Here is a 13495-nt window from a genome sequence, read left to right on the forward strand (position 1 = left end):
TATGAAGACGAATGAAATAAATATCAGAGATCCCTATATCATGGTTTATCAGGGAAAATATTATTTGTATGGCACCCGGAGTGCGACCTGCTGGGAACTGGCAGATGGTTTTGACTGCTATATCAGTGAAAATCTTGAGGATTGGGAGGGGCCTGTTGAGATATTCCACAGGCCGGAGGGATTTTTTGCGGATAGAAATTACTGGGCGCCGGAATGTTATTTTTATAAGGAAGCCTTTTATCTGGTCACTACATTCGGATGCGAGGATCAGAAAAAGGGCATTTACATATTGAGATCCGAAGCTCCGACAGGCCCGTTTCAGGTTTACAGCGGCAGACTGACACCGGCAGACTGGTCCTGCATTGATGGGACTCTTTACTTTGAAAATGAGATCCCATACCTGATCTTCTCGCATTCATTTGAAGATGATCCAAATGGGGACATGTGCTATATGGAGCTAACTCGGGATTTAAGGTGCGGCGCAGCAAAACCTGGGCTGATGTTTTCCGCAGGGGAGGCTAAATGGGCAAGACCTGTTCCCTTTGCAAAGAGTGAATTTGGGATGGATGGGGATGTCTACTTTACGGACGGTCCCTGTCTGATGAAAATGGAAGACGGCAGATTATATATGACCTGGTCAAGCTGGGGCGAGCGGGGATATGCCGTTGGGGCCGCAGTGTCACAAAGCGGAACGGTAATGGGGCCATGGAAGCAGCAGAAGAAGGCGGTTTATCCTGAGAATGGAGGGCATGGGATGCTCTTTCGGAATCAGGAGGGGAATGCATGTTTTACCTTGCATTTCCCAAATGACAAATACAAGGAACGACCAAAGTTTGTTGGTGTAAAAGTAGAAAATGGAACATTGCTGTTAGAAGAGGAGAAAGAATGATGGAAATGAAGTTTAATGATAATTGGAAATTCTGGGTGGAAAAAGATACGTTTGCGCTGGTTTGGGATATCCCAGAAGATGCAGGAACCGTGACACTGCCCCATGATGCCATGATCGAGACCCCGGCGCATGCAGACAGCCTGAACCGAGGGAATACTGGTTACCGGGATGGGGATGTGTATATTTATGTAAACCAGTTTTTAGCACCGGAAGAATATAAAGATAAAGTGGTGCAGTTAAAATTTGAAGGCGTATATATGAATACATTCGTGTACGTGAATGGTCAGCTTGCAGGAAAAAATCCATATGGCTATACGACATTCTATGTTCCGCTGAACGATTATCTCAAGTATGGACAGGAGAATGAGATCCGAGTACAGGTCAGAAACGGAGTCATGACAAACAGCCGCTGGTATTCGGGCGGAGGCATCTACAGGGATGTATACCTTCTTGTTTCTGATCTTGTCCATATAGAGCCGGAGGGCGTGCAGATCAAAACAGAATCGGCAGATGGGGAGTATGCTGTCCTGGAGATTCAAACAGAATTAAAAAATAAGCATCATATCCCGGCAGAGCTGGTTTTAGAGACCTGTATTTTAGACGAAACGAAAAAGATTTCAGCCAGGGAAAAAACCACAGTGACAGTATTTAGCGGAGAAGGACGGAAAATGTCACAGCGCATTGTTGTAGAACAGCCGAAGGTCTGGTCGGATGAGACTCCTGTTTTATATACATGCATAAGCCGCTTAATAAAGGATGGGAAAGTGATTGATGAAAACAGCGAGAAATTTGGGATCAGGACTCTTGCGCTAGATGCAAAGAGAGGGCTTCGTGTTAACGAAAGATCCGTGAAGCTCAGAGGGGCCTGTATCCATCATGACAGCGGACTGCTTGGTGCGGCTACTTACGATGCTGTTCAGTTCCGCCAGATAAGAAAGCTGAAGGAGGCTGGCTTTAATGCGGTCAGGATGTCCCATCATCCGATGGCATCTGCTATGCTTCGGGCCTGTGACGCATTGGGGATGTATGTGATGGACGAGACATTTGATATGTGGAGCAGATGTAAGTCCAGTTATGACTATGGCATGTATTTTGATGAATGGTGGGAAAAAGATGTAACCGCTATGGTACGCAAGGATTTTAATCACCCGTCTGTGATTTTGTATTCTATAGGGAACGAGATCCCTGAGATCGGTACAGATTACGGTGCTAAGCTGTGCCACGATCTGAGTCAGAAGGTAAAGGAGCTTGATGATACCCGGTATACTCTGGCCTCGATCAACGGAGTATTTGCAGCGGGAGACAGGCTGGATCAGGTTATGGCCGATATTGTGTCTGATCTGAGTAAAGCAGGGAAGATCGAAGGTAATGTAAATGATTTTATGACATTGATGGATGGCCATCAGGATGAGATCGTAGTTCATCAGGCCATTACGGACAGTCTGGAGAAGTCCTGTGCCGGTGTCGATATCGCAGGGTATAATTATATGACAGCAAGATACGAGACGGACGGGGAAAAGTATCCCAATCGTGTGATCGTGGGAAGTGAGACCTATCCGCCGGAGATTGCAAGAAACTGGGACCTTGTAGAGCGGTTAAATCATGTCATTGGAGATTTTACCTGGACAGGATGGGACTACATCGGGGAAGCCGGGGTCGGCATACCAGCATATCAGTGGGGGGAAGGTGGATTTGAGGCCGGATTCCCTTGTCAGCTTGCGTATCCGGGAGATCTGGATATTACCGGTTTCAGAAGACCCGCATCTTACTACAGAGAAGCTGTATTTGGCTTAAGGACGGCGCCTTATATCGCAGTACAGGACCCGAACAGATATGGACAGCAGCTCATCAAGACACCGTGGGTCATCAGTGATGCAGTTTCCAGCTGGACCTGGGGGGGCTGTGAAGGAAAACCTGCTGTGATAGAGGTGTATTCAGGAGGAAAAGAAACGGAACTATTGATCAACGGAAAGTCCTGCGGAAGGAAGCCGGCGGGAAAAGATGCCGGGTTCAGGACTTTATTTGAGGCAGTCTATGAGCCGGGAACCGTGAAGGCCGTCTCCTATGATGAAGAGGGAAATGAGATCGGGACAATGGAGCTTCACACTGCATCCAAAGATCGCCGGATTGTATTGAAAGCAGAACCAGAGATGAAGGAGGAATTTATTTATATTGATGTGATACTCTGTGATCAGGAAGGAAATACGGCAGCGGACAGCGACTTAAAGATCGCGCTGGAAGTTGAGGGCTGTGCCAAAGCAGTGGGCTTTGGCAGCGGAAATCCAAAGCCGAAATATAATTTTAACGAAGGGGTGACAGAGCTGTTTCACGGCCGTGCGCAGATCATACTTATGCGAAATGGCTGCGGGGAGATTAAAGTTAAGGTAAGTGCAGAAGATGGCAGAACTGCACAGCTTAAGCTGGAAGAATAAAATAAAAAAGGCAGGTGTTCGGTGATTGATTCACCCCCGGGGGCAGTCGTCATTTTTGAAAAAGAATGGTGAGCTATGAGGGGAAGAGAACCCTGCCTTTTTGGTATTCAGAAGTGTTAAATATTAAAAATATACAAAATAATAAGAGAAATATTGAAACAAGAATAAAAATTTGAAATAAACTTGCGAAATGAAGAAGAACATGTTAGCATATAAGTAGAATAAATCAACTTGTTTTTCAAAGTTTTCGAAAGAAGGGATCAGATGTTAGAGGAAGAATTAAAGGAACTGGCGGCAAAGGTTCAGTCGCAGTGTGCAGAAGCGCAGTATATAGAGGTGAAGACCGCAAAAGACGGGTGCCCGAAAAGACTATATGATACCTTGTCCAGTTTTTCTAATCAGGACAGCGGTGGGATCCTGTTGTTCGGTTTAGACGAGAGGCTCTTATTTGAAGCTGTGGGGGTATATGATCTTCAGGATCTCCAGAAGAAAGTAACGGAGCAGTGTAATCAGATGGAACCTCCGGTACGCGCTGTTTTTACCTTCGCGGAATATAAGGGAGTGAATATATGCTCTGCAGAGATCCCGGCAGTTGATCTGTCCGAGCGGCCCTGCTATTACAAGGGAGCCGGAAAGGTAAAGGGGGCATATGTGAGGGTAGGGGATGCAGATCTTTCTATGACGGATTATGAGATATACAGCTACGAAGCCTACCGCAGACATGTGCATGATGATGAACGGACATCTGAACGTGTAGGGCTTTCTATGCTGGACCGCGGCAGGATCGAACGTTTTTTGAATGACAAGAAGGCTGAGCGCCCACAGTTTTCCCTATTGGAAGAGCCACAGATGCTGGAGCTGCTTAATGTGACGCGGGGAGGGATCCCCACTCTGGCGGGGATCATGAATTTCTGCATTTATCCCCAGGGGGTATTTCCACAGTACGGGATCACAGCTGTTGTGGTTCCCGGATATGAGATCGGGGATGTGGGGGAAGATATGGAACGGTTTATGGATAATAAGAGGATCTGTGGTACGATCGCTGAGATGGTGGAGGAGGCAGTTGGTTTCTGTAAGAGGAATATGAAGGTGAAGACAATCATTGATCCGGATACAGGAAAACGGAAGGATAAGACGGAGTATCCTGTGAACGCTGTCAGGGAGGCGGTTTTAAATGCGCTGATCCACCGGGATTACAGCGTGCATACGGAAGGGACTCCGGTACAGATGAATTTTTTTAAGGATCGTCTTGAGATTCACAGCCCGGGGAATCTTTATGGGAGGATGACAGTTGAACAATTGGGACAGGCACGCCCGGATCTACGGAATCCGGCTCTGGCTGTTATGGCAGAGAGCTTGACAGAGGCTGAAAATAGGTACTCCGGGATTCCTACGATTCGGAAGGAGATGGCCCAGGCAGGTCTTCCAGACCCGGTTTTCGAGAACCGGCGGAATGAATTTGTTGTGATTCTTTACAATAGCACGTTTACCTATCACAGTGAGCCGGACAGAGGGATGCTCATAAGAGAGTGTGCTTTATATGCTGTGAGCAGGGGATCTGAGCCTGTGGAGCAGATTGAGGAGAAGCAGGAGGAGAGAAGTATAAAGGAACTGCTGCAATTCTGTGTACAGCCGAGGCTTAAGACAGAGATCGCAGAGTTTATGGGAGTGAAGACTTTATACTATGCCATGAAGAAGTATGTCAACCCTCTGCTGGAAAGAGGAGAATTAGCAATGACCATACCGGATAAGCCGCAGAGTAAGCTTCAGAAGTACTATACGACAGGTCTTCATGAATGAGTGCGAAAAAAAGTCGGACAGCTTCAGCAGTGAGCCCGGCCAGACAGTTAATAGCAATCTAAAGAGTAATGTTTCAAATCTCAATTTCTTAAAATATCGTGTTCTCAGGCTGTCCATAAGATATGTCGGGTCTGAGATAAAAAACGTCGGATGTGGTTTAAGCATATGAAAAAATGTCGGATTTGAGGTAATTTATAACATGGAATAAAGCACTGTGCCACGTTAAAATATAACTATCTTGAACGAAGGTGAAAAGTTAGTAAAGGAAAAGGAGAAAGAAACAATGGAAAATGAAATGACGGCAGGCGCTGTGGCAGTTCCAAAGAATAAGGAAGAAGAAGTTACCGCAGCATTCAAATGGTTTCACGCTACATCAGTAAACGGCGGTGCAATGTTGATCGCGGCAGTAATCGCCAGCTTTTTCTCAGTATTCATGACAGATACGTTGAAGATCCCGGCAGCAGCATGCTCCATGATCATGTTTGTGGCTACTTTGTGGGATGCGATCAACGATCCGATCATGGGTGTGATCGCGGATCGGACTCACACAAAATGGGGACGCTACAGACCTTATTTTATCGCAGCTCCCATCTTATTGACCCTGTTTTCAACATTGCTTTGGATTGACTGGGGATTTTCAACAACAGGAAAGATCGTCTATGTGTTAATTGTTTATATCGGATATGGAATGACAGTTACCATGTTTACCATGCCGCAGTCAGCGATCCTTCCGGCATGTGTGAAGAATAATGAACAGAGAAATATGATCATCACAATGGGTGCTGGGGTATGTGCATTTGCATTTACGATCGGTAATACATTTACACCGCAGATCACAGGATTTTTCCAGGGACTGGGATTCAGCAACGGATATGTACCACTGATGCTTGTCTGCGGAGTACTGGCATTCATCTCTTTCTGGGGATTATTTGCTACATCTAAGGAAAGATATTTACAGCCGGTAGAAAAAGGCACTGCACTCAGAGATTTAAAGTTGATCCTGAAACATAAGGAATTATTCCCGAATATCATTGCATGGATCATGGCTTCTATGGGATACGGAATGATGTTCTCCACATCTGTTTACTATATGATGTATTACTATGCAAGACCAGACCTGATCTCCGTATACATGGGCGTGATCTCCATCGGTGCGTTGATCTCCATGGTCGTGCTGATGCCGATCGTACTGAAGATCTGCAAGACAGGACAGAAATCACTGATCGTATCACAGTCACTTTCTATCATATGCTATGTGATCCTGTTCTTCTTCGGAAAATCAAGCTTCACATTTTTATGTGTAGTGACCTTCCTTTCCACATGCTTCGCTTCTATGCAGAATGCACTTGTGAATGTACTTGTAAACGATTCTATTGATTACATACAGTATAAAGAAGGGTTATCTGCCAATGGTGTGATCTCATCTATCAAGGGATTTGCACAGAAATGTGGCAATACAGTAGTAAGTTCAGGTATCTTGGCAGTGCTGTCCGCGTCAGGATATATTGCAGGAGCAATTGGACAGCAGCCGGAATCTACGATGTTCGCATTGAACTTCCTGAAATTCGGAGCACCTTCGCTTACAGGAATTATTTTGATCATCTGTGTATTGTTCAACCCTGTTGCAAAGTATGAAGAAGAAATTGAAGAGATGAAAGCAAAGATGCAATAAGATCAAAGAAATAAGAATAAGTCCAGGACTCCCCGCTAAAACGGGGAGTTCCGTTATATTTGAAAGGAATGAAGCCATATGAAAAAAGCAGCATTGAATCCATATCTTCCCTTTTGGGAAACTGTACCGGATGGGGAACCTCATGTATTTGGAGACAGGATCTACATTTATGGGAGCCATGATAAATTAAACGGAACATCCTTCTGCGAGGAGGACTATGTGTGCTGGAGCGCACCCGTTGATGATCTCGGGAACTGGCGGTGTGAAGGTGTGATCTATAAAAAAGAGCAGGATCCCATCAATGGCGCGCCTTACAAGAAGGAGCTGCCGGATTTTGAACCTTCCTTTACAGGGGATGACCCCCGCCTTTTGTATGCTCCGGATGTGACTAAGGGGCCGGATGGGAGATATTATCTGTACTATTCTTTGGATACCGTAAATGTAATTTCAGTCGCAGTATGTGATACTCCTGCCGGAAAATATGAATTTTTGGATTATGTCACGCGGGAGGACGGGAGTATTCCTGCCATTGGGCGCTGGTTTGATCCGGCCGTTTTATGTGAGGAGAGCGGGAATTACTTATACTATGGCTTCTGCCCGCCTGTGCGTTTTCCGGGAATGGAGAATGCAGACTATCCCGGAGCGATGATGGTAAGGCTGAAAAATGATATGCACACGATTCTCAGTGAGCCGGTCTGTGTTGCAAATGGAGTAGATACGGCTGGCGGCACAGGGTATGAGGAGCATCCTTTTTTTGAGGCATCCAGCATCCGAAGGATAGGGGAGTGGTATTATTTTGTATATTCCAGCCTGCAGGGTCATGAGCTGTGTTATGGAATGGCAAAGAGTCCAAAAGGACCGTTCGAGTTTCAGGGTGTGATCGTATCAAACGGGGACATCGGGTATCAGGGAAATACACTGCCTGTAAACTATACCGGAAATAACCATGGAGGCCTTGTTGTTATCCCGAAAGAAATAAAAGGCCCGTCAATTCAGGGAGGATCGGGAGAAAATATGCATCATGCGGCGCGTGAGGAGCAGAACAGCAGTGTTTATATTTTCTGGCACAGACATACTCACGGAACCGCATTCAGCCGCCAGGGATGCGCGGATAAGGTAGAGATATTTGAGGACGGCACCATCCCGCAGATTGAGATCACAAGCTGTGGATTGAACGAAGGGGCGCTTCCGGCAAAGGGAACTTACCAGACCTATATCGCATGCCATTTGACAGAAGGTGACCGTTCCAAGATGGGACAGGTCATCATGAGCATGCCGGGGCAGCCATTACCGCCGCTCCCGGAGGAGATGCCGTATATCACAGAGGAAGCAGCCGGAGATGCAGAGCAGGGTCTTCGTCCATATATCCGAAATATGAGAAATGGGGCAGCGGCAGGATTTAAGTATTTTCAGTTTGAAGGAGATGAAAAAGAAATCCGCATGGTACTGCGCGGCAGCGGGACTATGGAGGTTTATTCTGATTCCCTGGAAGGGCTTACGTTAGGAAAGGTTACGCTGGAGACCGGGGAGAACGAAGACTGGACCGAGGTTTTGGCGGAAATAAAACATTCAGAAGGAAAACATGCACTGTACTTTCAGGTAAAAGAAGGATGTTTCGATTTTACAGAGTTTGAGATACGGTAGTATCAGGAAATAATTTAGGCATTGTGTTACCTTGCCTCGATCTGGGAACAATGATAGAATGATAAAAGGAGCAGTTGTTGTAAGGCATCAGGGAGGTGAACTCATGGCAAGACCTGTAGGGATTGGGTATCAAGACTTTGCGGATATCAGGAAAGAAGATATTTTTTATATTGATAAAACTATGTTTATCAAAGAATGGTGGGAGAACTATGACAGTGTAACACTGATCACACGTCCCCGCCGCTTTGGAAAGACGCTGTTGATGAGTATGGTAGAAGAGTTTTTTTCGATACAGTATGCGGGCCGGAATGATTTATTCCAAGGGCTGTGTATATGGAAAGAGGAGACATACCGCCGGATGCAGGGGACATATCCTGTCATCAGCCTTTCTTTTGCTAATGTTAAGGAGCAGAACTATCTGTCTGTTAAGCAGAGGATCTGCCAGATACTGACGGACTTATATAATAAACATCAGTTTCTTTTAAAGGGAGATCTGCTGACAGATGAAGAGAAGGCCTATTTTAGCAGCATATCCATGGATATGCCAGAGGTAGTTGCAACGCTTGCTATTCATAGGCTGTCGGATTTCCTTTCCAGATACTATGGAAAAAAGGTAATCATTCTTCTGGATGAATATGATACACCCATGCAGGAGGCCTATGTAAATGGCTATTGGGAGGAACTGGCGGCATTTATGCGGAGTTTGTTTAATGCGGCCTTTAAGACGAATCCCTATCTGGCGAGGGCGATCATGACAGGGATTACCAGAGTAGGGAAAGAATCTATTTTCTCGGACCTGAACAATCTGGTAGTTGTGACAACAACTTCTAATATGTATGAGGAATCCTTTGGATTCACAGAGCAGGAAGTTTTCAGCGCATTAGAGGAATATGGTCTTGCGGATCAAAAACAGAATGTTAAGATTTGGTATGACGGGTTTACATTTGGGAAAAAGACGGAGATCTATAATCCATGGTCTGTACTAAACTGTTTGAAAACAGGAGTATTTGCCGCATATTGGGCAAATACAAGCAGCAACAGTCTGGTCAGTAAGCTGATTCGGGAAGGGAGCCGCAGGCTGAAACAGACGTTTGAGGATCTGCTCCGGGGAGAAGCACTGCGGACACAGATTGATGAGCAGGTTGTATACAGTCAGCTTAATGAGGATGAGAATGCGTTATGGAGCCTTTTGCTTGCCAGCGGATACTTAAAAGTTAAGAATTATGAGATGGCCGGGGCAGACTTAGAAGAGTGGGATTCGGCATATGAACTAGAGCTGACCAATTTTGAGGTAAAGCTGATGTTCCGTAATATGATCCGGGGCTGGTTCACAACCTCGGGACCGGATTATCAGGATTTCATCAAGGCACTGCTCGCAGATGATATCGAAGCAATGAATGTATATATGAACCGCGTGGCACTTACAACATTCAGTTATTTTGATACTGGCAGACAGGCCGCGGAAAATAGTGGGCCTGAGCGCTTTTATCATGGTTTCGTATTAGGGCTGCTGGTAGAATTAGCAGACAGATATGATATCACCTCAAACCGGGAGAGTGGTTTTGGAAGATATGATATCATGATGGAGCCCCGCAGGGAAGAAGATGATGCAATTATTATGGAGTTCAAAGTGCATCGGCCGGAGAAGGAAAAGACACTTGAGGATACGGCTAATGAGGCATTGGCACAGATTGAACGGAAGAACTATGAGGCCGCGCTGGAAGCGAAGGGGATGGCTAAAGACAGAATCCGCAGATATGGATTCGCCTTTGAAGGGAAGAAGGTTATGATCTTATAAGCAGGCAGAAGAAAACAATCAAATAGTCAGAAAAATAAATGGCCGGCAGACAGGCAGATATCGTTAAGTGAAGCTGTAAATCATACCCAAAGGGCATCCCGCAACTCATGCCCTTCGGGCATAGCTTTTAGATATTTACCCGATTGCCGGCCATTCCCAGTTTGCAGGAAAGGACATCCCATAACTGATGCCCTCCGGGCGAAGCCGCAGCCTATGCAAAGGGCTGGAACACTTCATTCTCCCCGCTGTGAAGCTTCCGGTATTCCTGGGGGGACATCTGGTAGGTCCCCCGGAACACCCGGGAGAAATGGTCCGCTGAATTATATCCGACCCGCTCCGCGATCTCGCTGATCTTCTGGTTTGTATTGGTCAGATAATCCACGGCATCAGCCATCCGAAGCCGTTTGATCAGCTCTGTAAAATTGTGTCCCGTATTCTGTTTGATCAGGGTACAAAGGTGGGGTTCACTGTAATGGAACATCTCCGCCAGACAGGACAGACTGAGTGTCTGGTAATTATGCTGGATATACTGCAGCACCAGGGAAAAATCAGAGCCCATCTGGTAATTATAAAACTGCAGCGTCTTACTGTAGTTCCGAAGCAGATTGGAGAACAGCAGATTGATCCAGCTGATACAGCAGGTATTGCTGTAGGCATCATTCTTATAGCTTTCCCCCATTGCATTGCGGACGATGGTCTTGAGCCAGGTGCTGTTCTCTGCAAAAAACAGCAGATAATTGGCGTGTGAATCATCCTGGAGGATAGTTCTGAAAAAGTAGGAGAGCAGGTCCTTTCTGGACATCAGGGAAAAGAAGGTCGTGTCAAAGGTACTTTTCCTGAGCATGATGCAGAACACTGTTGAATCATCATCGATGACCAGGTCATGCTCCGAGGAAGGCGCAATGATACAGAGCTCGCCCTCCTTCATCACCCTGCTTGTCTTCTCAAAGACAAACGTACATGTTCCCTGCATGACGTAGTCGATCTCAAAATAATTATGTACGTGGGGAGAAGGCCTTGTATATCTGGGGTGACGAATAATAAATACATCTCTTGCGTTGGGGATGATATCCGTTTCTCCAACCTTTGAGTTGACTGCCTGGTTCGGATTCAGAGTAAGTACCAGGGAATCTACCACACGGTCGAACTCCTCATCTGTCATACTCCCAAATAATTCCTTTGAATCAGGCATTTCAGGCGGTGTCTCTGCCAGCAGTCCCTTTCGGTATAAATAATCTGACATTTCTGGAAACTGCATCCGGTTTCCCGTGCGCAGATAGTATTCCTTCATATGTCTTTGAAACTCTCCATAAGTAATGTAATACGCCATACCCTTTCCTCCTTATCCCAAAATAAAGTCGGATACTTTTATAATCTCCAGTATAACAAAAGATGATCTCCGGTTCAAGGAATAGATTCGATATGAAAATAAGTCGGATTCTGAAAAAAATAATACATGGAGGTTTTCGGATAACTCCTTTAGAATGAATAGTAAGTAAAGAAGAGTGCATCAAAAGGAGAAGAGAGCATGATCAGATATGATGAAAAGCCCTTTTATTTAACAGAGGAACAAGTGAAATGGGTACATGATACATATGATTCTATGAGCCATGAGGAACGGATCGGACAGTTATTCTGTCCCATCGTATTTACGAAGGACGAACAGGAATTAAAGGAACTGGTGGAAACAAAGCACATAGGAGGAATGCTTTACCGGGAAGGCCCGGGGGAAGAGCTGCGCAGGGCACATGAGATCCTGCAGAATGCGTCCAGGATCCCTCTTTTGACGGCGTCCAATCTGGAATATGGAGGCAACGGTTCTGCGATCGAGGGAACCTATTTTGGACGGGAAATGCTTGTAGCTGCTACAGGGGAGGAAGAAAAAGCCTGTCAGCTGGGAAAAGTGAGCTGCAGTGAGGGAGCCGCAGTCGGAGTAAACTGGTCCTTCGCCCCGGTTGTAGATCTGGACTTAAACTATCATAACCCGATTACGAATGTGCGTACCTTTGGTTCAGATATGGATACAGTGATCAAGATGGGGAAGGCATATATCCGGGGAGCAAAAGAGGAAGGCGTCGCGACATCGGTCAAGCATTTTCCGGGAGACGGAGTGGACGAGCGGGATCAGCACCTTGTGACCAGCGTCAACTCACTCTCCTGTGAAGAGTGGGATGCATCCTATGGGAAGATTTATGAGGAAATGATAGAGGCAGGCACACTGAGCATTATGGCGGCCCATATCGGAATGCCTGCATATGAAGAATATTTCGACAAAGAAAAGCCCAAAAAGGTGATTCCCGCCACATTATCAAAAAATCTGCTTATGAAGCTGCTGCGGGATAAACTTGGTTTTAACGGTCTGATCACAACAGATGCCACCCCTATGGTGGGATTCTGCTCCGCCTGTGACAGAAAAACGGCGGTACCCCTTTGTATTGAAAATGGATGTGATGTGATTCTGTTTAACCGGAACATGGAAGAGGACTTCCGTTTTATGGAGGAAGGGTATCAGGCGGGCATCCTTTCGGAAAAGCGCCTGGAAGAGGCCGTGAAGCGGATCCTGGCCATGAAGGCAGCCATGGGACTGGTCGAAAAGCAGAAGGCAGGCACCCTTGTGCCGGGGCCGGAGGCACTGAAGATTCTCAAGTGCCCGAAATACCGGGGCTGGGCAGAGGAATGTGCCGACCGGGGTGTGACACTTGTAAAAGATACCCAGAACCTGCTCCCGCTTCATCCTCAGAATCAGAAAAGAATCCTTCTGGAAATGCTGGGTGATTTTCCTTCCAATGAAAGAGTGTGTGCCTCCTTTGTAGAAAAGCTTACCAGGGAAGGCTTTGAGGTGACTGTATATGAGCCGGAGGGCTTTGAAGTCATGGAGGATACAGTTACAGACTTTAAGAAACGATATGATCTGGTCCTTTATGTGGGAAATATCGAGACCGCATCCAACAAGACCGTATCCCGTCTGAACTGGCACACAATGTTTGGACTTGGCAACAACATGCCATGGATGGTGCATGAACTGCCGGTACTATTCGTTAGTGTAGGAAATCCATATCATCTGCTGGATGCTCCGATGGTCAGGACATATATTAACGGATACTGTAATTCAGAATATGTCATTGACGCGGTTATTGAAAAAATTATGGGAAGAAGCACCTTTAAGGGGAAATCCCCGGTAGATGCATTTTGTGGAAGAGACGACTTAAAATATTAACCTGTGATACAGAAAAATCAGAAAGGAACGTTACTATTTACAG

The 13495-nt window shown here is 46.0% G+C and carries 8 protein-coding genes; 7 read left to right on the plus strand and 1 reads right to left on the minus strand.

Annotation, left to right across the window (positions count from 1 at the left end):
• The first annotated feature begins 1 nt into the window (after position 1).
• The 6 genes from AC4OGX_RS12605 to AC4OGX_RS12630 all read left to right on the plus strand — a co-directional run bounded on the left by AC4OGX_RS12605 (position 2) and on the right by AC4OGX_RS12630 (position 10235).
• Positions 2-889, plus strand: coding sequence for a glycoside hydrolase family 43 protein (locus tag AC4OGX_RS12605; RefSeq protein ID WP_493330893.1), 888 nt, complete (start codon positions 2-4; stop codon positions 887-889).
• Positions 886-3321, plus strand: coding sequence for a glycoside hydrolase family 2 TIM barrel-domain containing protein (locus AC4OGX_RS12610; protein ID WP_493330894.1), 2436 nt, complete (start codon positions 886-888; stop codon positions 3319-3321). Before AC4OGX_RS12605 ends, AC4OGX_RS12610 begins: the two co-directional genes overlap by 4 nt.
• Before the next feature lie 264 nt (positions 3322-3585).
• Complete coding sequence (locus AC4OGX_RS12615) at positions 3586-5121, plus strand: ATP-binding protein (protein WP_493330895.1); 1536 nt, start codon at positions 3586-3588, stop codon at positions 5119-5121.
• A gap of 283 nt (positions 5122-5404) precedes the next feature.
• Positions 5405-6793: an MFS transporter gene (locus AC4OGX_RS12620; protein WP_493330896.1), complete on the plus strand. Its 1389-nt coding sequence runs from the start codon at positions 5405-5407 to the stop codon at positions 6791-6793.
• A gap of 78 nt (positions 6794-6871) precedes the next feature.
• The gene (locus AC4OGX_RS12625; protein ID WP_493330898.1) at positions 6872-8437 is read left to right on the plus strand and encodes a family 43 glycosylhydrolase; all 1566 of its coding nucleotides are present in this window, start codon (positions 6872-6874) and stop codon (positions 8435-8437) included.
• A 103-nt stretch (positions 8438-8540) separates the two neighbouring features.
• Positions 8541-10235 carry an AAA family ATPase gene (locus AC4OGX_RS12630; protein WP_493330900.1) on the plus strand — a complete coding sequence of 565 codons (1695 nt, stop codon included), beginning with the start codon at positions 8541-8543 and terminating at the stop codon, positions 10233-10235.
• Positions 10236-10446: 211 nt separating this feature from the next.
• On the opposite strand, the gene AC4OGX_RS12635 is transcribed toward AC4OGX_RS12630, so the two are convergent.
• Positions 10447-11565: an AraC family transcriptional regulator gene (locus AC4OGX_RS12635; RefSeq protein ID WP_493330902.1), complete on the minus strand. Its 1119-nt coding sequence runs from the start codon at positions 11563-11565 to the stop codon at positions 10447-10449.
• 198 nt (positions 11566-11763) lie between these two features.
• On the opposite strand from AC4OGX_RS12635, the gene AC4OGX_RS12640 reads away from it, so the two are divergent.
• On the plus strand, positions 11764-13452 hold the full coding sequence (locus AC4OGX_RS12640; RefSeq protein WP_493330904.1) for a glycoside hydrolase family 3 protein: 1689 nt from the start codon (positions 11764-11766) through the stop codon (positions 13450-13452).
• Positions 13453-13495 lie beyond the last annotated feature (43 nt).

This window comes from Faecalicatena sp. (assembly GCF_058819085.1).